The following is a 20,473-nucleotide window of genomic DNA, read 5'->3' as shown; positions in this document are numbered from 1 at the left end:
GCCTTCAACGTCAACGACATCAGAGCCATTCTGACCGGAACGGGAAAGGAAAGTCGAAATGACAATGCGTCGTCACCGGCGAGCCAAGATCGTCGCCACGGTCGGTCCTGCAAGCGCGTCTCCCGAGATGCTGAAGGCGCTGTTTCTGGCGGGCGTCGATACGTTCCGCCTGAACTTCAGTCATGGCACGCAGGACGGCCACGCCAAGGTCCACGCCGCCATCCGCGCCCTGGAACAGGAGGCCGGACGGCCGATCGGCATCCTGATGGACCTGCAAGGGCCCAAAATTCGCGTCGGCACGCTGCGGGACGGCAAGATCACGGTCAAATCGGGCGAATCGATTCGCTTCGTCAAATCGGGAGCCGACGGTGACCGCTCGGCTATCCCGTTGCCGCACCCGGAAATCTTCGCCGCGATCGCGCCCGATCACGATCTTCTCATCGATGACGGCAGGGTTCGCGTCCGCGTCACCGGCATCGGAGATGACACCATCGACGCCAAGGTCATCGTCGGCGGCACGATCTCGAACCACAAGGGAGTCAACCTTCCCGGCACCGTTCTCGACCTGTCGCCGCTGACGCCCAAGGACCGATCCGACCTCGAATTCGGCCTGCGGCTCGGCGTCGATTGGGTTGCGCTGTCCTTCGTGCAGCGGCCGTCGGACGTGATCGAGGCGCGCGGCCTTATCGGCGACCGGGCCGGCGTCATGGTGAAGATCGAAAAGCCCGCCGCGCTCGATCGCATCGACGACATTATCCAGTTGTCCGATGCAGTGATGGTGGCCCGCGGCGACCTCGGCGTTGAAATTCCACCCGAGGACGTGCCCGGCCGGCAAAAGGAACTGGTGCGGGCCTGCCGGCTGGCGGTGAAGCCGGTGATCGTCGCCACCCAGATGCTGGACTCGATGGTGGCTGCGCCGACGCCGACGCGCGCGGAAGCCTCCGATGTCGCAACCGCCGTCTATGACGGCGCGGATGCAGTGATGCTGTCGGCGGAATCGGCCACGGGCCTCTATCCGCGTGAAACCGTCGAGATGATGGACCGGATCATCACGAGCACGGAGCAGCACAAGATGTACCGTTCGCTGATCGAAGCGACGCAGCCGGGCGAGGAACAGACCGCGCCCCATGCGGTTGCGACCGCCGCGAGCGACCTTGCGACCGTGATCCACTCGAAGGCGATCGTCGCCTACACCTCCAGCGGAACCACCGCCGCCCGCGTCGCACGCAAACGGCCAAGCCAGCCGATCCTGGCGATCACGCCGAGCCTGGCGACCTCGCGCCGTCTCTGCCTGCTCTGGGGCGCGCACAGCGTGTTTTCGGAGGACGTGAACAGTTACGAGGAAATGGTTGATCGCGCGAGCCGGCTCTCCCGCAGCCAAGGATTCGCTGCAGGCGGCGATCTTCTGGTCGTCGTGGCCGGGATACCGTTCGCCCAGGCTGGAACCACCAACAACATTCGGGTGCTGAAGCTCGAGCGGTAGGCTGGGCCTGGCCGCGGGGCGGCATCGCGTTATCCTGGAACGCCTGTTGCGTTCCGACGTTGCGTTGCGAACATCTTTGCTTCGCCCTTTCCCGAAGCGATCGTGATGCAACTTGCGCCGCGTAAATTGTCATCGCCCGGCAGGGGCAGCCGGTCGTCCGGCCTGCTGCTCTCTGTGCTGCTGTTGGCAGCGGCTGCGGTGAGCGGCCGCCCGGCCGTTGCAGCGGACGGCGCGGAGGATTCGAAACCGGCCCAGCAACAGCCGTCTCAAGGCACCGGCCAGGCCGAACAAAACCACGATGCGAAACCGACCGACGCCAAACAAGCCGACGCGCCCGAACACACTAAAGAGTCCGCCGCTCCGCCGAAAACACCGAGCCTTTGCGACGCGCTCGGCGCGGCGGCCGCGGCCAATGAGCTGCCGGTCGATTTCTTCACCCGCCTGATCTGGCAGGAAAGCCGTTTCAGGCCAGACGCGATCAGTCCAAAGGGCGCGCAAGGAATTGCACAATTCATGCCGGCGACAGCCAGAGCGAGCGGCCTGGAAAACCCGTTCAATCCGCTGCAGGCGATCACCAAGTCCGGACAGCTGTTGCGCGATCTGCGCCAGGAGTTCGGCAATCTCGGGCTGGCGGCGGCCGCCTACAATGCGGGATCAGGACGCGTTCACGACTGGCTCGGCGGTCGCAAGGCACTGCCGCAGGAAACCCGGGCCTATGTGCGGATCGTCACAGGACGTTCCGCCGATGAATGGGCAGCCGGGACCGCCGATACCAAACTGGTTGCGCGGCCTCCCCTCCAGGTCCCTTGCGACTTGCCGTCCGGCGCCCTGATGGAGCCCAACTCGACAGCGTCCCAGCTAAAAGCCGAGCCGGTCAAACCCTGGGGCGTGGAGATCGTCGGCGGCACGACGCGGCAAAATGCGCTCGCGCGTTACCGCGAATGGCAGCCGAAATATGCGGGCCTCCTGGCCGGCCGCGAAACCAACGTGGTCATACGCGGGGTCATCGGTCAGGCCGGGGCAGCACGGGTGCGGATCGGCGACGATACCCGCTCCGGCGCGCAGAAATTATGCGCCTCGCTCAAGGCGGCCGGGGCCTATTGCGACGTCATGCGCAACTGAGCCGGTAAGGCACGGTCTCAGCGACCTCTGGCTCGAGCTGGCGCCTTGCGTTGCCGCATCCCTGCAAGCAGCCGCGAGTCTGTAAAATTGTCTGAATATACGAGTCATGATTTGACAAAATACCATTTTCCAAATCCTCCCCGATGGTTGTTTGGGATCGGCGACGTGTAAAAAGGTCATTATCTGGCATGCCAGCAAATGCTGGCGTTGGCATTGGCAGATGCCCATCTTAATCGCCCATCCCTCGGAGAGAAGAACATGGCCCGCAATATCCTGATTTTGGGAGCATCCTATGGATCCCTCTTGGGAACCAAGCTGCTCATGGCCGGGCACAACGTGACCCTGGTTTGCCGGCGCAAAACCGCCGATCTCATCAACCGGGAGGGCACTGAAGTCCGCATCAAGCTCCGCGACGAGCCCAAGCACCGCTCGATTTTTTCGCGCGATCTTCCTGGCAAACTCGATGCGGTGACGCCGCAGGACGTGGATGTTTCCCGCTACGAGCTGGTCGGGCTTGCGATGCAGGAGCCGCAATACACCAACCACACCATCCGCGTTCTCATGATCAAGATCGCCGAGGCGAAGCTGCCTTGCCTCTCGATCATGAACATGCCGCCCCTGCCCTATCTCAAACGGATTCCTTCCCTGGCGAACATGGATCTGGAAGAAGCCTATACCAACGCGCAGGTCTGGGAGCGCTTCAGGCCGGAGCTCGTGACGCTCTGTTCGCCCGACCCGCAGGCTTTTCGTCCGCCGGAAGACGCGGCCAATGTGCTGCACGTCGGCCTCGCGACCAATTTCAAGGCGGCTGCATTTGCCGATGACGCGCACAACAAAATACTGCGCGAGCTGGAAGCCGACATCGACGCGGTGAAGCTCGACGGACAGGACGTTCCGGTGAAGCTCAAAGTGTTCGATTCGCCGTTCGTGCCGCTCGCCAAATGGTCGATGCTGCTGACGGGAAACTACCGCTGCATCACGCCGGGCGAACCGCAGTCGATCCGCGATGCCGTGCACGGCGACCTCAAGCTTTCGAAATCGATCTACGAGCACGTCGATGCGGTCGCCCGGCGTCTCGGCGCCGACGAAAAGGATCAGGTGCCGTTCGAGAAATACGCCAAGGCGGCCGAGAGCCTTCTCAAGCCGTCATCGGCGGCGCGCGCAGTGGCCGCCGGCGCGCCTTTCATCGAGCGTGTCGACCTGCTGGTGAAGCTGATCTCGCATCAGTTGGGCACCCCCAACGCGGAGATCGATCAGACGGTGCAGACAGTCGATCAAAAGCTCAACGAGAAGATCGTCGAAGGCGGTTCCGACCTGTGACAGCATCTGGCTCGCGCGCCCGCGTGAGCTGACATCGGCACTCCGCGCCTGTATACAGGCGGCATGGCAGAATGCTGCGTTCCGCCCCCGTTGGTGCTTCCGCCGCGCCCGGATCGGCTTCCGCTCATCCGTGAAGCCTTTCGGCTGGAATGGCTGACGATCGGATGGATGACGATTGAAGCCGCGGCTTCCATCGGCGCCGGCATTTTCGCCGGCAGCCTCGTCGTGCTGGCCTTCGGCCTCGATAGCCTGATCGAACTGGCCTCGGCAGGCGTGCTGATGTGGCGGCTGTCCGTCGAACTTCGCCACGGCCGGCGATTTTCCGAGCGCGCCGAACTGATCGCCAGCCGCATCGGCGGCGGACTGCTGTTTGCGCTTGCGGCCTACGTCACCATTGCCTCGCTGTGGCGCCTTTATACAGGCGTCGGCGAAGCATTTTCCTGGCCCGGCTTTATCGTCGCCCTGATCGCAATTCCCGCGATGCGTTACCTCGCCTATCGCAAGATCGCGATCGCCGAAAAGATTGGAAGCCGCGCATTGCGCGCCGACGCCATGGAAGCCGTGACCTGCGGCTGGCTGTCGTTCGTCGTGGTGATCAGCCTCGCCGCGCAATGGCTGACGGGAGCGTGGTGGATTGACGGAGCCGGCTCGCTCGCGATCGTCTGGTTCCTGGTCAAGGAAGGACGCGAAGCCTGGTCCGGGGACGACTGCAGCTGTTGCTGACGCCTGCACCGCCTGCGGCGTTCTCATCTACCAGATCATTCCGAACAGAACGCCTATGACAGGCCAGGCCAAGACCATCATGGCGCTCGGCAACATGCTCGCCGAACCCAGCGAGCCGTATCGCGCGAAAATCCAGATGATCGACGCAAACCAGACGAAAATGAAGAAGGCGCTGGTCAACAGCGCCCCCCACGTCCCGGCGAGCGCCAGACCCAGCGGCGTCATCCCCAGGGCCATAACGCCGACCGTCAACAACCAGGGGCGTGGATCCGGGTGATCAGTGTCTAGTTGATCGTTCAGCAGTGCGCTGACGGCATCTTCAGTCGGCCATTGCATGACGTCGGCCCAAAGCGAACAGGCGTTGAGTAAGCGGAGAAGCAGTCCCGGGCGTACATCCGGCACCGGGACTGCTCCTCTGAAAATCGACTTAAGGTCGACCGCGCATTTGCTCATGCCATGCGGGTTCCCGCGTTAACCTATGATGATCGTGCAGGGTTGCTAGAGGTTTCAGGCCGAGAGAACGAGGCGGGCCAGGAACGAGACAGGCCAGGCGCGGTTTTGTCATGTCGCCTCTCGCTACGGAACCGAGCCAAGCCCGCCGATGAAACCAGCTATCCTCGCGTTCATGGTTGCGGCGCTCGCAGCTGTGCAAGCTTCCGCCATGGAACCCTTCGGCCGGGACGCGGTGCCCTCCAAATCCGACGGCTTGATCGCCACCTGGCGCGGGCTTCAGCAGCAAGTCGCAGCAGACGAAGACGAGATCAGGCAGTGCCGGGAGCAGCCCTGCGATTCTGCCGCAGCGAGACGCGTTATTTCGATCGTCGACGAGGCGCGTCGCTTTGGCGGACGGCAAATGATCGGCCACCTCAACCGGTCCATCAACAGCGCCATTCCGGCAACGCGTGCCAACGTGCCGTGGTTGTCGCCGCTGGCTGCGCTCGACCGGGCCGGCGATTGCAAGAGCTACGCCATTGCCAAATACCTGGCGCTTGCCGATGCGGGGATTGCGGCCCGCGACCGCAAACTCGTGATGCTTCAGCTCACGACGCCGCCCGGCGAACTGCATCTTGCCGTCCTCGTCAGGGACGGCCAGCATTGGCTCATTCTCGACAACCGCACGCTGACCCTCGTGGATAGCACCGCGACGCGGCAATACGCTCCGCTGCACGAGTTCGACGAGGACGGGGTCCGCGACTTCAGATAGCTGTCGACGTGTTTTCTTCGCCCGAACCTACTCACGCGCCGGGATCAAGTCCTGTGCAGCATGCCTCTGTCGAAAACGCTCTTCTCACCAACCCCAGCCCTGCTGCGCCGGATAGGCTTGTTGCCCCGGATAATAGCCCTGGCCGCCACGCCGGGGGATCAGGTAGCGCTGCGGCTCGGGACTGCGCTGGAAAAACGGGAAGAAGCCGCCGCCATTGTCGCCCCAACCGCCCTCGCTGGCGACCGCGACATCGGCCGAAGGCATCGACGGCTTGCGCGTGATAAAGCCGCCCTGGGGCTGGTCGCTCAACACCGCGACGAATTCGGTGCGATAGTTGGTCTCACTGCTGAGCGGCTCGTCCGAAACGATGATCGAGGATCGCGGCACGGCGGTCGGCGCGAGGCGATCGAGCACATCCTGCGGAATGGTGATGCGGTCAAGCGCGTCCTTGGCGTCGTCGCCCTTGTCGATCGTGACCTCGGTCCAGCGCAGGCCCGTATCGGTGCGCGCCACCGCGGTGAAAACATGCGTGCCGATCGGCCGGTCAGGATCGCGGATGGTGACGGGAACCTCGATGCTCGAATCGAACACCTCACCGCCGCCGTCCGGCGCGGGCTTGTGGGTATCGCGCCGCACGTAGAGCTTTTGGGTCGCGCGGCTGATGTAGATCGAGAACGGCTCGACGGCGAGCCTGGCGTCGGTCGCAGCCTTGGCTGCGTCGGCCTTCTTGACCGCGGCGGCCTTGGCTGCATCCTTTGCCGCAGCGGCAGCCTCAAGTTTCGCCTTCCCGTCGGCTTTGGCGGCCTCAAGCTGTGCCGTGGCTTCCTCGGCCTTGGGAGCGATTTTTTCTTTCAGAAGTTCGGCTTTCACCGTCGCCTGCTCCGTCCGGGCTCGGGCGATCGCCTTATCGGCAAAGGCAAGCTCGGCAGCCGCGCGAGTCTTGATTTGCTCCAACTTGCGCAGCGAGGCGTTCAGCGAAGTCGTCTCACGCGCCGCCGTGGCGGCAGCTCTCTTTGCCTCATCGGCGGCCTGGGTCGCCTCCTCGGCCTCACGGGCCGCCGCATCGGCGCGCACCGGGGCGGCCGCAAGAGCGGCCGGCTTGGGTGTGAGCAGCGCCAGCACCGGATGAGAAAAGTCGACCGGGGCCTCGTCATCGGGCGAGATGATTACCCGCATGCCGATCCGCGTCTTTTCGAACAGATCCTCGGCAAATTCGTAAGGCATCCGCACGCAGCCGTGCGATGCCGCATAGCCCGGCAGGGGCCCGCCGTGCAGCGCGAGGCCGTTCCAGGTGATGCGCTGCATGTTCGGCATCCAGGCATCGTCATACATGGTCGAGTGATGGTCCTTGTCCTTCTCGACAACTGCAAAGACGCCCGCCGGCGTCTCGCGTCCCGTGGTCCCGCTCGACACCGGCGCACGCAGGATCCAGCCATCGGCGTCGTAGAAGGTGACCTTCTGGCTCTTGAGGGAGACGATCGCCATGATCGGCTCGCCGGCCTCGCGCGGCGCCTTCGCCTCGAAGGTTTGCGCGGCGCGCCCCTGTCTCGCCGCTGCTCCGGCCTCAGGCGCCGCCAGGATAACCGCCGTCGTGGCCATCATCGCGAGCATCGCACGCCCGCGAAGTCCCCTCGGCCGTGCCACCGCGGTAGGTTGCGCCCTCATAGTACAATCCAACATGCCACGCCTCGGTTTAAAACTGTTGTCCGCGCTTGCGCCAGCAAGTCTCAGATCGCGGCCTTTATAATTAGCTAACCTCCACAATCAGCTAACCTGCCCTGCCGCGAATGGTTCGCCGCCATCGCGAACCATCCATGGTGGTCAAACCTCATATAGGACCAACCACTTGGGAGAAAGTTTGATCCACCGCCGGGATGGGCGCAAACTGCCGAAGCGGCGGTTCGGCAGCGAATCGAGGGGATTGTCGGTCGCGCTCCTAGCCATCCCCCCGAAAAACCAAATTTTTTTTTGCAGGGACATACCCGTCCGCAGCATCCCTGGCTTGTGACGGTCCATTCGATTGATTGACCAGGGGGTTCGCGGCTCATCTTCAAGCGCTGCGCGGATGCGCCGCAAAGAACTGTCATTTGCCCGTTAGAAACCTGCCAGATTCCCGCAACAAGGCGTGGGTAGGTTCGCGTCAGATGTGTCGCAAGACACATTCCCTCGTTGAATAAAAAATTTCTGTGATCGCGGTCGCGACGTGCGGACTGAAGCGGTGCTCGGCATCGGTTCGGCCGATGGCTGCGCATTGGCAGGTGGGGCGTGCGACAACGATTTTCGACGATTTCCGGCGCTGCTGCCGCAGCTTGCCTTGGCCTCGCGGCGAGCAGCGTGAGCGCGTGGCTCGGCGCCACGAGCCTCGATCGCGCGGCCGAGAGGCCGCGCAACGTCTGTGTCCGGCCCGAACCCGGCAGCACGATTACCGAACCGGAAGATCTGCGCAGCCGCGACGGCATCCTGGAGACCGATCTGCGCATTGTCGACCAGAAGTTGCCGGACGGTACCATCCGCTACTGCTATCTGACGCCGGACGGAAAGCCCTCGCCCACCTTGCGCGTGAAGCCGGGTGATCAGCTCATCATCCATTTCAAGAACGACCTCACCGAGTTCGACGCCGCAACGCCCGTGATCGGCCGGTCGCTTGCCGGTGCCCAGATCTGCACGGCGAAAAAGAGCCTCGACCCCTGCGAGAGCGGCGCGATGACGCCGGTTTCGACCAACCTGCATTTCCACGGGCTCACCGTTCCGCCGGCCTGCCACCAGGATGAGGTGCTGAAAACATCGATCCAGCCCGATGATGCGCCGTTCGAATATCGGCTGCACATCCCCGCTGACGAGCCGCCCGGCCTTTACTGGTACCACCCGCATCTTCACGGCCTCAGCAAGACGCAGGTACTCGGCGGCGCCTCCGGCGCTCTGATCATTGAAGGTATCGAGCGCGCCGACCGCGAGCTCGCAGACCTGCCCGAGCGTGTGATCGTGATCCGCGATCAGGATCTCATCAATCCTGACGCCCCGCCGTCGAAATTCGAGCCCGTCATGTCGAAGAGCCAGCTCGACAGCGACGGCGATGCGCTGAACTCCGGCACCGGCTTCGGCAAGCCGGCGAAAGACCTGTCCGTCAATTTCGTGCCCGTTCCCTATCCGAACTATCCGCCGGCTGCGATGTCGATGAAACCGGGCGAGCGGCAGCTCTGGCGCGTACTGAACGCGTCCGCGATCACTTATCTCAACCTGGCCTTGCTGGTTCACCGCGTGCCGCAAAAGATCGGCATCGTCGGCATCGACGGCGTACCGCTGCATTTTGCGGGCAGCCCGTCATTGCCGGTGCAGTGGGTTGACCATCTCGGCGTGCCGCCCGGGGCGCGCGCCGAATTCATCGTCGAAGGACCGCCGGCGGGCTCGGGCGCCCTCCTAGTCACGCGTTCGGTCGATACCGGGCCCGCCGGCGAGAACGATCCCAACCGCGCGCTGCTGGCGGTGACCGCCAGCGAGGGTGCCAGCGAACCGCCGTCGGCGCTGCCGACGCGCGCCGAACCGTTGCCGCCTCCGGAACGCCCGTGGATTGGCGACGCCGCGCCGGTGCGCGTCCGAAAGCTTTTCTTTTCAGAGCAACAGGAGAACCCGAAGGACCCCAACAGCCCCACCAAATTCTTTCTCACGGCGGACGGCGAAAATCCCAGGCCGTTCGATCCGAACTCGAACGTCCCGGATATCGTCGTTCACCAGGGTGACGTCGAAGACTGGATCATCGAGAACCGCTCGATGGAGCTGCATGATTTCCACATCCACCAGCTCCACTTCCAACTGCGCGAGTGGTCCGGGATTCCCGTCAACGAACCGTTCCTGCGCGATACCGTGAACGTTCCCTACTTCAACGGCCGGATGCTGACCTATCCCAGCGTGCGGCTGCGCATGGATTTTCGCGATCCCAACATCGTCGGCACCTTTGTCTACCACTGCCACGTTCTCGAGCACGAGGACGGCGGCATGATGGGAACGATCAAGGTCGTGCCGAGGAGCACTGTGACCTCAACCTCAACTACGCCGACCAACCAGAACAAAGGAGAGCTTTAATGCACGACAAGCACAAGTCACACTGGCTGAAGGGTTGCCGTCTGACCCTCAGCGCGCTGGCGCTGGGTCAGTTCATCGCTACCCCGGTCCTCGCCGAGCCGTTCGAATTCCACGGCCCCGGATTCCACGGCGAGCATGAAAGCGAGGCGCGGACACCGATCAAGCACGTCATCGTCATCATCGGCGAGAACCGCAGCTTCGATCACGTGTTCGCCACCTACGTGCCGAACAGGAAGGGCGAAACCGTCGACAATTTGCTCTCCAAGGGCATCATCAAGCTCGATTCCAACAAGAACGCGATTCCGGGACCCAACTTCCAGAAGGCACATCAGACCGCCGCACAGGACACCGGGCCGGCCGATGCTTTCTTGCTGAGCCCGCCGCAGCAGAACTTCCCGAACGACCAATTGCCGCCCCCGCTGGTCGGCGGCGCCAAGACCTCGTATATTTCGCCCGCGACGATCTCCAACGCGCAGGCGACCGAATCGGGACTGGCTGCCGACTACTATCAATTTCTCCTGACCGGGGGGTATCAGTCGACCGACCCGAGCCTGCAAAAGGGTTCACCGGACGCCCGCATCACCAACGTGAATGCCCTGCCGGCAGGTCCCTTCCAGCTGACCAACGGCAGCACGCTGACTTATGACTCGTATGCGGCGAGCCCGGTGCATCGCTTCTATCAGATGTGGCAGCAGCTGAACTGCAACACAAATGCTGCCAGCCGCGACAACCCGTCGGGCTGCAACGCCAACCTGTTCGCCTGGGTCGAAGTGAGCGTCGGCGCCGGCGCCAATGGCAAGGTGCAGCCCTCCCCATTCACCAATGCGACCACGGGTGAAGGCTCGACCGCGCTCGGCTTCTACAACGTGCAAAAGGGCGATGCCCCCTACTTCACCAGCCTGGCGCAGAAGTACGCGATGAGCGACAACTTCCACCAGTCCGTCAACGGCGGCACCGGTGCCAACCACATCATGTTCGGCCATGCCGACATGATCTATTTCAGCGATGCCAACGGCAATCCGGCCGTGCCGCCGAACGGCATTCAGGTTCGCGGCGGCACTGCGGACGCAGGCATCGTCGGTGAGATCGAGAACCCGAATCCGGCACCGGGCACCAACAACTGGTACACCGAGGACGGTTACGGTGCCGGCGGCTATGGCAGCCCGGTTTCGGGCGGCGGCTCGTACTCGAACTGCGCCGATCCTGGCCAGCCCGGCGTCAAGCCGATCCGGGAATATCTGGAATCGCTCCGCATCAATCCGAACTGCGAAGCCGGCCGCTACTACCTGATGAACAACTACAACCCCGGATATTTCGGCAACGGCAAGAACGCCTATGTCGACAACAATCCGGCCAACACTCCGTTCACAGTCCCGCCGTCGACGCGCAAGAGCATCGGCGACAGCCTGAACGAGCGCAAGATCTCCTGGAAGTACTACGGCGACCAGTGGAACAACTACGTCAACGATCCGTACCAGCTAAACTGGGGTACCAGCGGACCGACCGCTGACGAGTACTGCAACATCTGCAATCCGTTCCAGTACGACACATCGATCATGTCGCATCCGGAGCAGGTAGCCGCGCACATCCAGGACACGACGAACCTCTACAGCGACATCTCCAGCCACAGCCTGCCTGCGGTTTCGATCGTCAAGCCGAGCGGATTTGTCGATGGTCACCCTGCATCGTCCAAGCTGAACCTGTTCGAAGGCTTTGTGAAGAAGATCGTCGACCAGGTTGAGGCCTCTCCCTATGCCAACGATACGGCGATCTTCATCACCTTCGACGAAGGCGGCGGCTACTATGACTCTGGCTATGTGCAGCCGCTCGATTACTTCGGCGACGGCACCCGCATCCCGCTGATCGTGGTCTCAAAGCACGCGGTCCCCGGTCACATCTCGCACACCTATTCCGATCACGTCTCGATCATCAAGTTCATCGAGCGCAACTGGGGTCTGCAACCGATCAGCAATCGAAGCCGGGACAACTACCCGAATCCGATCGCGCTGCCGAACAATCCGTACGTTCCGCTGAACCACCCGGCCATCAGCGACCTGTTCGACATGTTCGACTTCGGCGGCGGCGAGCCCGGCGAATGGATCCGCTAATTCGCTGACGTCCGATTTTCGACCACACGAGCCATCCGCCGGCCAAAGAAAGGGCCGGCGGATTTTTCATTTCATTAGTCATCCTGCGTCGCGACCCGCACCAGCCCCACTCCTGAGGAAGCGCGGTCGCGCGCGTCTCGAAGATGCAGGCCTCGTGGTTCTCCTGGCGAGGCGACGCGTCGTCCGAAGACGCCGCTTCGGGGCGCCAAGTAAGGCCAATCGCGCGCATCACCTATGATTTTAGGGCGGCTGGACAAGCGACCGCTTTTCTTTGTCAACTGTACAAATTAACCTCGCGCCGCTTTGACTGGATGGTCGTATGAATATCAGACTCTTTGCCAAGGCGGCCTTTCTGATCGCCGGCTCTCTTTGCGCCGCACTGCAGGTTTTGGCGCCTGCGAGCGCTCACGCGGCAGCTGACCTCAGCGGCGTCTGGATCCCGGACGTGAAGGATCAGAAGCGCCAGGAGGTCACGAACATGCCGCCCTGGACGGCGGACGCTCTTGCGCAAATTCAGCATCTGGTGGCGGAAGAAAAAGCGGGACGGCCGTTTCTCGTCCTCAGCCACTGCCTGCCGCACGGCATGCCCAGCTGGATGCTGATCGCCCACAATGCCATGGAGGTGCTTGTGACACCCGGCCGCATCACCATGCTTGGCGAAGGCGACGGCAACCGGCTGCGACGCATCTACACGGATGGCCGCAAGCCGCCGGATGACCCCGACCTTTCACTGCACGGCTACTCGATCGGCCATTGGGAGGGCGACACGCTGGTGGTCGATACCACGGCGATTGTGCCGCAGGCCTACATCGCGATCAGCGAAGCCGCCGGCATTCCCAACAACGGCGACATGCATATCGTTGAGCACATTCATCTCGTCGAGCCGAACGTGATGCATGACGATCTGGAGATCACCGCGCCGAAGGTTCTCACCACGGCCTGGAAGACGACGCGAATTTTCCGCCGCTACCCCGATCGGCATTTCGAGATTGCTGAGGGTGAGTGCGAGCAGGAGGATCTGTTGCCGGGGAAGGACGAACACGGCAACGACATCTATGTTTCCAACCCGCAAGGGGCGTACGGAACGGTCCACACCGCCAAATAACAAGGAAGAATCGAGATGTCGCCGAAGGCCATGTCCATTGCAGCCTGCCTGACGCTGAGCCTTGTCGGCGCGGCCGCCGCGCACCATTCCAACGCAGCCTATGACAGTGACCATCCGCAGACCGTGCAAGGCACGGTCAAGCAGGTCAACTGGAGCAACCCGCATATCAGCTTCATCGTCGAGACCGACGTCAAGGAAGGGCCGCAGTCCGGCACCTGGGTGTTCGAGGTGTCGAGCCCCGGCGTGCTGACACGTTCGGGCTGGACCAAGCGCGCGTTGCAGCCCGGCGATCACGCAACGTTCACCTATCTGCCGCTGCGCGACGGCAAGGCCGGCGGTTACCTCCGCAAGGTGGTTCTCCAGGACGGCAAGGAGCTGACCTACAGCCTGAACTCGGGCGAGCAGTAAGTTGGAAGCGCTGCTGATCACGTTTTCAAAGTGGCTGGCATCGACCGAGTTCAGCCACACCATCCAAAGCGTCACGTGGATCATTCCAACGCTTCAGACGATCCACATTCTCTGCGTCGCGATCGTCTTCTCTTCGGCGGTGCTGGTGAATTTGCGCATCTTCCGCCTGTTCGAACGCGACCAGCCGCTTGGCGCCGTCACGCGGCGATTTCTGTCGCCGATCTGGCCCGTTCTCCTCATCCTTCTGCTGACCGGAAGCCTTCTGATCATCGGAGAGCCGAGGCGCTCGCTGGTCAACACCACCTTTTATATCAAGATGTCGCTTTTGCTGATTGCCATCGTGCTGACGGCCCTCCTGCAACGGACGGTTCTGGCTTCACCGGGTTTCTTTGAAAAGAGGCAAACGGCGATCCGCGCCCTGGCGACAGTGTCGATCCTGGTCTGGAGCGGCATCCTGTTCGCCGGCCGCTGGATCGCCTACACGCAGGCCGGATGATGTCACTGTTCCAGCAACTGATCGCGTTCTTCGAGGATAGCAGCATCGCAGACGCGATCCGCGAAAACGACCTGCTGTTTCCGTTGATCGAATCCGTCCACGTCGTGGCGATCTGCCTCGTGGTAGGATCGATCCTCGTGCTCGACCTGCGGCTGCTCGGCTTTGCCTCGCTCGACCGGCCTGTCGGGCGGCTGACAAGCGCGGTGCTGCCGCTGACATGGAGCGCCTTCATCGTCGCGGCCTGCTCCGGCTTCCTGCTGTTCATGTCCCACGCCACCAAATACCTGGCGAACGGCTACTTCATCACGAAGATGGCCCTGATCGGCGCGGCGGGACTCAACATGATCGTTTTCCACGCCGTCGCGGCGAGAGATCTGCCGAAATGGGAAGCACGGAGATTGCCGCCGCCCCGGGTGCGAGTGGCCGGCGCCCTCTCGGTGCTGCTCTGGATCGCAGTCGTCGCCTGCGGCCGCTGGATCGGCTTTACCATGGAAGAGCTGCAGTGATGCGGCAGCTTCGTCCTCGCGTTGCGCTCGCGGCTGTGTTCATCAGTTCGGGACTTGCAGCAGCGCCATCGATGTCCCAGCCGGTCCCGGCAACGCCGCCGTTCAAGGCGCACGTCGACATGAAGACTTTCATGGAGCACGTACTGACGCCGGCGGCGAAGGTGATCTGGAGTGTCAACGGCGCGGTGATCGATGCCAAAGGCGAACACAGCCTGTCACCGCAAACAGATGACGACTGGGAGAACATCGCAAGCGGCGCAGCGACGCTTGCCGAAGCCACCAACGCGCTGATGATTCCAGAACGGGTGCGGGATTCCGAGTGGAACGGCTATGTGAAAAGGCTCGCCGATGCCGCGAACAAGGCCTACCAGGCCGCCGAAGCGCATGATCTGAAAGCCGTCTCTGAGGTCAGCGATCGTCTGGACGGCATCTGCGCCGCCTGTCACCGCCACTACGGGCTGGAATAGCTCTCGCACCGAAGGCGCAAATGAGCCGCATTTCTGCGAAAACCTGACCCTCGACATTGATTGGATGGCTGCGTGAATCAGGACATTGAATCAAGCAAGGTTCCGGAAGTCACGCTGGTCTTCTGGATCATCAAGATCCTGGCCACCACGCTCGGCGAAACCGGCGGCGACGCCGTGTCGATGTCCATGAATCTTGGCTATGCGGTCTCGAGCGCGATCTTCATCGGCATCTTTGCCGCCGCGGTTGCCGCACAGATCGCGACGCGAAAATTCCATCCGTTCCTCTACTGGCTGGTCGTCGTCGCCACCACCACCGCCGGCACCACCATGGCCGACTTCGCCGATCGCTCGCTCGGAATCGGCTATCCCGGCGGATCATCGCTCCTCCTGGCGTTGCTGATGATCTCGCTCGCCCTCTGGTACTGGTCGGAAGGGTCGATCTCGGTGAACACGGTTGCGACGCCGAGGATTGAGACGTTCTACTGGGTTGCGATCCTGTTTTCCCAGACACTGGGCACGGCGCTCGGCGACTGGATGGCCGATACCAACGGTCTCGGCTATGAGGGCGGCGCGCTGGTGTTCGGTGCGGGACTCGTGCTGATCGCCGCGGCCTATTTCTTCACGTCGCTTCCGCGAACCGCCCTGTTCTGGTCCGCCTTCATCCTGACCCGGCCGCTCGGCGCCACCTTGGGCGACCTGTTCGACAAGCCGCTCAAGGACGGCGGGTTTGCCTTCAGCCGCTATAGCGCGTCGGCGATCCTGGCGGCACTGATCATTGCCTGTATCGTGCTGCTGCCGCAACGCGCCGCGATGCGTTCCGGCGAGACATAGACAACCGTATCAATCAGAGGCGTGGTGGCTCGGCGGGCGTCGGCGCCGGATGCGGCGCCGCACCCGGGCTACTTCGCAAACTCGGGAAAAACCGGAAGCTTTCCGACGTCGCGCGCATCGTGCTGGATGATCAGCGTCCCCTTCAGGTTCGCCAGGATCTTCTTGATGCGCTCGATCGAGGCGATCGTCTGGGCGCGGTCGTAGTTGAAGGCCGGCACGCCGTCGGAATCGTAGTTCTCATGGAAGTGGACGGCATCGCCGGAGAGGATGACTGGCCCCATCTGCGAAAGCTTCACAAGCAGGCTGGTGTGGCCCGGCGTGTGCCCGGGTGTGCGCAGCATGATCACCGAACCGTCACCAAACACATCCTTGTCGAGCGGCACGGGCTCGACCTTGCTGTCGCCCTTGATCCAGCTCTCGAACGGCTTGTAGTTCACGCCTTGGGCGGGTTTCGGAGCTGTGATCGCGTCCCACTCCTTCGCCCCGATCAGCAGTGTCGCCTTTGGAAACGATGAGACCTGGCCGGTGTGATCGGCGTGATAATGGCTGATGCCGACATACTTGATCTGGTCGGGCTTGACGTCGATCCTGGCGAGTTGATCGACGATGCTCACCTTCGGCGCAACGTTGGGAGCCGTCATGGAGTGGCCGGTATCCCACAGCATGTACTCGTCGCCATGCTTGATGAGGTAGCAGCTGTAGACGAATTGCAGTTTCATCTCGCCATAAGCAAAGGTATCCGAGAAGCGCCCGTTGACGGCGATCGGCGCCTGCGGCGTGCCGCAGTCGAGCCGCGCCAGCGATATCTCCGCGGCTTGTGCCGGCACTGCCGAAGCAAGGCACGCGAAAAGGCCGACGCCGACGGCAAGCCCGGTCCATGTTCTGGTCATTGTTTCCCCCCCTGAAAGCCATGACGGCGGGGCGCAGGATATAGGCCCGCCGACGGGGACGAAATGGCCTTGTCCCGTCCCAACGCAGATGTGAGCCTGCTTCAGTCGTGACGGACGGCGCCGTGGCGACCGGCCAATCAGCCGCAATTCCAGATCGGGCCGATCGGCGTCCGCGTCCAGCACGGACCGAAGCTGCCGCCGTTGTAGCGGCCGCGGTACATGCCCGGCCAACCGACATAGTGCCACTCGCCGTCCCATCCGAAATAGCGCGGGACGGGATCGATGTACCAGTGGCGCCCGTGGTGCCGCGCCGCATAACGCAACCCGCCCTTCTGGGCAATGAGCGGCTGGCTGTTGCTTGGCGGCTGATGATAACCGGGAAGGAAACCGTAGCCATGCCAGTGCCCCGGTCGCTTGTGGGCCGGCGCGGCCTGCGCGGCAAGCGAAAGCAGCGAGACGACAACGGCGACGGACAGACAGATGAGGCGCAGCATTCGCGCAACATAGACAATCGGCTACGGGAAGACCATTCAAATCCGGGTCTCGATTCTGGCCTCAAGGCAGCGCTAACGAACCGAGCGTCACCGTCCCTTGCCCTCCATAATGTTTCGGCGCTCCGGTGGCCGCGCAGTTGTCATATGAGACTGCTTACGAAATCAAAGTCCAGCTGGATGATGTCGCCCGGAAGCAGACCGTCGGGAGTCCATCGATTCGGCAAGCGCACCACCGACAACTCGGCAGTGTGGTCGGCTGGTATCTTTTGCTGCACGGCTGCGACAGCCCTGCTGTGAGGGACCGAATAAGCGGCCCAAAACGACTTGGTTCCGTCGGGGGCGCTGACTTCAACCACGGGAATTGCTATGCGTGCCATCGTAATCGTCTCTCCGGTGCGTCCTTATCGTCTTCATTCTGTTCGCGGGCGATAAAGCCAGCGATCAAGGCCGTGGCTCGGCTCGCTCCCTCGGTTGTTCTCTGTTGCACGTCAGGCAGAGCGAGCGAACCACCTGCATTCGGTTGACGGCCAGTCGCTCGTGCACGTGCGGCGTCTTCTCCTCGCAAAAGATGCAATAGCTCCGCGGCACGCGTTGCGTGGACCCAGTCGGTTTCTCCATGAGCCCCCCGGCATGAAGCAAAGAAGTTGTCAGTATCGAATGCGTTCACGACGAGCGGCTTCCTTGATCCGGAAACATTGGCTCACGGGAAAGGCGGCGAACAATCCGCGGGTGAGCGTACAGTCGTTCCGGCTGTCGAATTTCATCGTGTAGATGTGCGACGTCAAAAACAGAATGAACGCCCAGCCCACCATCGTTCCCCCGAACACCCCTGCGTGCGATTCTACGGTTCGCCGCTCGATCCGTTGTCCAGCAGTTGCCGGATGACGGTGACGAGGTCGGCAGGTGCAAAGGGCTTCTTGAGCAGGACGCTGCTGGGCACGCCCTGCGTTTCCCAGCGCTCGGCCGCCGCCCCGGTGATGTAAACGACTGGCAGATTGGGATCGATCCGGCGCGCGGCGCGCGCGACTTCCCAGCCATCGATCCTGCCGAGCAGTCTGATATCCACGACCAACGCGCGAAAGTCGCTGAGATCGCTCTTGAGGAGAGTGACAGCCTCCTCACCCGTGGCGGCAATGGCAGGCTGCAAGCCTTCATCTTCGAGCGCGGCCTCGATTGCGGTCTGCAGATGAACATCGTCTTCGATGACGAGAATGTCTGGATGAGTAATCAGTTCGGCTCCCTCCGATGCTCGATCAGCTTGCAGGCGATACGGATTCCGCGCCGGCCGACCGGTTTGCCGCCAGCAGCAGAACGCCGGCGGCCGGATCCCCGCTTGGCGCGGTTATCAGCCTTGAAGGTGCTGGCAGGCGACACGCGCCTATTTCGGAAAAGGTCCCCATCCGCTCCCCTTCGACGACTCAAGAGGATCGCCGCCGAGGCGGCTGCTGGTATTTGGGGGGATTTGGCGTTGGGATGAAGTGTAAGGATTTTATAAGGATTGTTCTTCGTCTGTTCGAAGTCGGTAACCGATCCCCGGTTCGGTCAGGATCAGATCGGGCGCGCTGGGATCGGCCTCCAGCTTCTGGCGAATTTGTCCGATATAAACCCGCACGAACTGGGTATCGGTCACCGTCCCTCCCCAGCCGGCCGCAAGCAGCTGTTTGTGGGTGACCACCTGACCGGCGTGGCGAGCCAGACAGGTCAGGAGGTCGTACTCTTTGGCCGTGAGGTCTATCTCCTGCTTCAAGACTTTTACGACGCGGCGATCAAAATCCACCTCCAGGCCGCGTCCCGAATAGGTGGAAGCATCGCGCGTCTGGCGCTGTGCATGGCGCAACGCAGTCCGCAAGCGGGCCTGAAGTTCACCCATATGGAAAGGTTTGGTGATGTAGTCGTCAGCGCCAAGATCGAGTGCGGCAATACGCTCTTCCTCGTCGTGACGCGCCGACAGCACCACGATCGGCGCTTTGGTCCACTCCCGCAGCGCCTGAATGACCTCCTTGCCATCCATGTCGGGCAGCCCGAGATCGAGCACGATGACGTCGGCCACCGATTGAGCGACCGTTTGCAGCGCCGCCGCGCCCGAAGGGACTGTCATGACATTGAAGCCGGAACTGGCGAGCGTCGACTTCAGCACGCGCAATATCGGCAGTTCATCGTCGATCACCAGCACGCGCGGGCTTGAACCGGTCACTCTCCCAACTCCTCTGGCTCCATAGCTGGTTGAGCGGGCAGCCGAATTATAAACCGCGCGCCGCGCTCATCCCGGACCGGACTCTCTACGCCAATTTGTCCGCCGAAAGCCTCCACGATCCCCTTCGCCACTGCAAGCCCGAGACCGACCCCACCCTCTCGCCGCCGGTTCGCTCCGCCTCGAAAAAACTTGTCAAAAACCTGCAATCTGTCCTCGGCGCTGACACCGGGTCCCTGATCGGCAACCGTCAGCATCACCTCGCCGTTGTCGCGTGCGACGCCGACAGTGACGAGGGAACCCGGAGGACTGAACTCGGCGGCATTCTCCAGGATATTCACCAGCGCCTGTTCGATCAGCACCGGATCGACTGAAATCATGACATTGGGCGCGGTGAAAACACGCTCGATGCGCCGGCCAGCGAGCCTTCGGCGCGTGTGTTCGAGGGCGGAGATCATCGCTTCCGCCGGCTCCATCAGTACGCGCCTCAGAGCGAGGACGCCGGATTCAAGCCGCGTCATATCGAGCAGATTCGAGACATAGCGATTGAGCCGCTCGGCCTGTTCCTGGATCGTGTCCAGCAATTCGTGCCGGGTCGTCTCATCGAAGCGCAACTCGTTTTCAAGCAGGCTCGACGCTGAAGCGAGGATGGTGGCAATCGGCGTGCGCAGGTCGTGTGACAGCGACGACAACAAAGCCGTGCGCAGCCCTTCGCGGTCGGCGATCAGACGCGCTTCAAAGACGTCTTTCGCAAGCGTCGTTCGATCGAATGCAATGGCGCCAAGCTGGAGCAATGCTTCCAGCCAGTCGCGCGCGGCGGGCGTCTCCGTATTTCGATCGGCCCACATCGCGACCAAACCGACGGAGCCTTGCGCCGTCCTCAGATCCCGCAAGATCGCCGACTTTCCTGCCAGAACCGAGGCCTCCAGGCCCCCATCCGATGCCGCATCGATCGCAGAAACCGCTTCAGTCGTTGCCAGCAGAGTCCGTCCACCGCTATTGACCGACCAGATCGCCGCCTCGATATTGCCTCCCGATTTCAGCG

At 62.5% G+C, this 20,473-nt stretch carries 20 protein-coding genes; 14 read left to right on the top strand and 6 right to left on the bottom strand.

What is annotated here, in order from left to right; all coding sequences use genetic code 11:
• Positions 1 to 64: 64 nt before the first annotated feature.
• The 6 genes from pyk (at position 65) to NEZ08_RS19875 (ending at position 5,852) form a co-directional block, all read left to right on the top strand.
• Positions 65 to 1,483, top strand: coding sequence for a pyruvate kinase (gene pyk / locus NEZ08_RS19900; protein ID WP_298110712.1), 1,419 nt, complete (start codon positions 65 to 67; stop codon positions 1,481 to 1,483).
• 105 nt (positions 1,484 to 1,588) lie between these two features.
• Positions 1,589 to 2,605, top strand: coding sequence for a lytic transglycosylase domain-containing protein (locus tag NEZ08_RS19895; protein WP_298110682.1), 1,017 nt, complete (start codon positions 1,589 to 1,591; stop codon positions 2,603 to 2,605).
• Between the two features lie 258 nt (positions 2,606 to 2,863).
• Complete coding sequence (locus NEZ08_RS19890; protein WP_298110679.1) at positions 2,864 to 3,925, top strand: ketopantoate reductase family protein; 1,062 nt, start codon at positions 2,864 to 2,866, stop codon at positions 3,923 to 3,925.
• Between the two features lie 168 nt (positions 3,926 to 4,093).
• Positions 4,094 to 4,648 (top strand): cation transporter, encoded by a 555-nt coding sequence (locus NEZ08_RS19885; RefSeq protein ID WP_298110676.1) that lies wholly within the window; start codon positions 4,094 to 4,096, stop codon positions 4,646 to 4,648.
• Positions 4,649 to 4,703: 55 nt separating this feature from the next.
• The gene (locus NEZ08_RS19880; RefSeq protein ID WP_298110673.1) at positions 4,704 to 4,925 is read left to right on the top strand and encodes a hypothetical protein; all 222 of its coding nucleotides are present in this window, start codon (positions 4,704 to 4,706) and stop codon (positions 4,923 to 4,925) included.
• Positions 4,926 to 5,249: 324 nt separating this feature from the next.
• Complete coding sequence (locus tag NEZ08_RS19875) at positions 5,250 to 5,852, top strand: transglutaminase-like cysteine peptidase (RefSeq protein WP_298110670.1); 603 nt, start codon at positions 5,250 to 5,252, stop codon at positions 5,850 to 5,852.
• Positions 5,853 to 5,936: 84 nt separating this feature from the next.
• Here NEZ08_RS19875 and NEZ08_RS19870 read toward each other — a convergent pair whose 3' ends face one another.
• A complete protein-coding gene (locus NEZ08_RS19870) occupies positions 5,937 to 7,463 on the bottom strand; it encodes a L,D-transpeptidase (RefSeq protein ID WP_298110709.1) in 1,527 nt (508 codons plus the stop codon).
• Between the two features lie 723 nt (positions 7,464 to 8,186).
• On the opposite strand from NEZ08_RS19870, the gene NEZ08_RS19865 reads away from it, so the two are divergent.
• From NEZ08_RS19865 to NEZ08_RS19830, 8 genes are all read left to right on the top strand, one after another.
• Positions 8,187 to 9,932 (top strand): multicopper oxidase family protein, encoded by a 1,746-nt coding sequence (locus NEZ08_RS19865; RefSeq protein WP_298110667.1) that lies wholly within the window; start codon positions 8,187 to 8,189, stop codon positions 9,930 to 9,932.
• A complete protein-coding gene (locus NEZ08_RS19860; protein ID WP_298110664.1) occupies positions 9,932 to 12,040 on the top strand; it encodes an alkaline phosphatase family protein in 2,109 nt (702 codons plus the stop codon). The genes NEZ08_RS19865 and NEZ08_RS19860 overlap by 1 nt, the downstream gene beginning before the upstream one ends.
• Before the next feature lie 319 nt (positions 12,041 to 12,359).
• Positions 12,360 to 13,145 (top strand): hypothetical protein, encoded by a 786-nt coding sequence (locus NEZ08_RS19855; RefSeq protein ID WP_298110661.1) that lies wholly within the window; start codon positions 12,360 to 12,362, stop codon positions 13,143 to 13,145.
• A 15-nt stretch (positions 13,146 to 13,160) separates the two neighbouring features.
• Complete coding sequence (locus NEZ08_RS19850; RefSeq protein WP_298110658.1) at positions 13,161 to 13,553, top strand: DUF6152 family protein; 393 nt, start codon at positions 13,161 to 13,163, stop codon at positions 13,551 to 13,553.
• A gap of 1 nt (position 13,554) precedes the next feature.
• A complete protein-coding gene (locus tag NEZ08_RS19845; RefSeq protein WP_298110655.1) occupies positions 13,555 to 14,049 on the top strand; it encodes a DUF6644 family protein in 495 nt (164 codons plus the stop codon).
• Complete coding sequence (locus NEZ08_RS19840; RefSeq protein WP_298110652.1) at positions 14,046 to 14,555, top strand: DUF6644 family protein; 510 nt, start codon at positions 14,046 to 14,048, stop codon at positions 14,553 to 14,555. The genes NEZ08_RS19845 and NEZ08_RS19840 overlap by 4 nt, the downstream gene beginning before the upstream one ends.
• Entirely contained in the window at positions 14,555 to 15,022 is a 468-nt protein-coding gene (locus NEZ08_RS19835) for a hypothetical protein (RefSeq protein WP_298110648.1), read from the top strand. The genes NEZ08_RS19840 and NEZ08_RS19835 overlap by 1 nt, the downstream gene beginning before the upstream one ends.
• Positions 15,023 to 15,094: 72 nt before the next feature.
• A complete protein-coding gene (locus tag NEZ08_RS19830; protein ID WP_298110646.1) occupies positions 15,095 to 15,853 on the top strand; it encodes a hypothetical protein in 759 nt (252 codons plus the stop codon).
• Between the two features lie 68 nt (positions 15,854 to 15,921).
• Here NEZ08_RS19830 and NEZ08_RS19825 read toward each other — a convergent pair whose 3' ends face one another.
• The 5 genes from NEZ08_RS19825 to NEZ08_RS19805 form a co-directional block, all read right to left on the bottom strand.
• Positions 15,922 to 16,743, bottom strand: coding sequence for an N-acyl homoserine lactonase family protein (locus NEZ08_RS19825; RefSeq protein ID WP_298110644.1), 822 nt, complete (start codon positions 16,741 to 16,743; stop codon positions 15,922 to 15,924).
• 137 nt (positions 16,744 to 16,880) lie between these two features.
• Positions 16,881 to 17,237 carry a hypothetical protein gene (locus NEZ08_RS19820; RefSeq protein WP_298110642.1) on the bottom strand — a complete coding sequence of 119 codons (357 nt, stop codon included), beginning with the start codon at positions 17,235 to 17,237 and terminating at the stop codon, positions 16,881 to 16,883.
• A gap of 841 nt (positions 17,238 to 18,078) precedes the next feature.
• Positions 18,079 to 18,441 (bottom strand): response regulator, encoded by a 363-nt coding sequence (locus NEZ08_RS19815; protein WP_367278436.1) that lies wholly within the window; start codon positions 18,439 to 18,441, stop codon positions 18,079 to 18,081.
• A 285-nt stretch (positions 18,442 to 18,726) separates the two neighbouring features.
• A complete protein-coding gene (locus NEZ08_RS19810; protein WP_298110639.1) occupies positions 18,727 to 19,431 on the bottom strand; it encodes a response regulator transcription factor in 705 nt (234 codons plus the stop codon).
• A partial coding sequence (locus tag NEZ08_RS19805; protein ID WP_298110637.1) for an ATP-binding protein occupies positions 19,428 to 20,473 on the bottom strand: 1,046 nt, incomplete at its 5' end. The genes NEZ08_RS19810 and NEZ08_RS19805, both read right to left, overlap by 4 nt.

Source organism: Bradyrhizobium sp. (assembly GCF_027451485.1).
Lineage (GTDB): Bacteria > Pseudomonadota > Alphaproteobacteria > Rhizobiales > Xanthobacteraceae > Bradyrhizobium.
Note: the sequence above shows the minus strand (reverse complement) of the source record. Positions and strands in the feature narration are given on the sequence as shown.

Bases quoted from the DNA above. Each gene is read 5' to 3' on its own strand.
- NEZ08_RS19890 (WP_298110679.1), top strand. From the start codon at position 2,864: ATGGCCCGCAATATCCTGATTTTGGGAGCATCCTATGGATCCCTCTTG.
- NEZ08_RS19850 (WP_298110658.1), top strand. From the start codon at position 13,161: ATGTCGCCGAAGGCCATGTCCATTGCAGCCTGCCTGACGCTGAGCCTT.
- NEZ08_RS19880 (WP_298110673.1), top strand. From the start codon at position 4,704: ATGACAGGCCAGGCCAAGACCATCATGGCGCTCGGCAACATGCTCGCC.
- NEZ08_RS19855 (WP_298110661.1), top strand. From the start codon at position 12,360: ATGAATATCAGACTCTTTGCCAAGGCGGCCTTTCTGATCGCCGGCTCT.
- NEZ08_RS19860 (WP_298110664.1), top strand. From the start codon at position 9,932: ATGCACGACAAGCACAAGTCACACTGGCTGAAGGGTTGCCGTCTGACC.
- NEZ08_RS19835 (WP_298110648.1), top strand. From the start codon at position 14,555: ATGCGGCAGCTTCGTCCTCGCGTTGCGCTCGCGGCTGTGTTCATCAGT.
- NEZ08_RS19840 (WP_298110652.1), top strand. From the start codon at position 14,046: ATGATGTCACTGTTCCAGCAACTGATCGCGTTCTTCGAGGATAGCAGC.
- NEZ08_RS19825 (WP_298110644.1), bottom strand. From the start codon at position 16,743: ATGACCAGAACATGGACCGGGCTTGCCGTCGGCGTCGGCCTTTTCGCG.
- NEZ08_RS19820 (WP_298110642.1), bottom strand. From the start codon at position 17,237: ATGCTGCGCCTCATCTGTCTGTCCGTCGCCGTTGTCGTCTCGCTGCTT.
- NEZ08_RS19895 (WP_298110682.1), top strand. From the start codon at position 1,589: ATGCAACTTGCGCCGCGTAAATTGTCATCGCCCGGCAGGGGCAGCCGG.
- NEZ08_RS19875 (WP_298110670.1), top strand. From the start codon at position 5,250: ATGAAACCAGCTATCCTCGCGTTCATGGTTGCGGCGCTCGCAGCTGTG.
- NEZ08_RS19885 (WP_298110676.1), top strand. From the start codon at position 4,094: ATGACGATTGAAGCCGCGGCTTCCATCGGCGCCGGCATTTTCGCCGGC.
- pyk (WP_298110712.1), top strand. From the start codon at position 65: ATGCGTCGTCACCGGCGAGCCAAGATCGTCGCCACGGTCGGTCCTGCA.
- NEZ08_RS19870 (WP_298110709.1), bottom strand. From the start codon at position 7,463: ATGCTCGCGATGATGGCCACGACGGCGGTTATCCTGGCGGCGCCTGAG.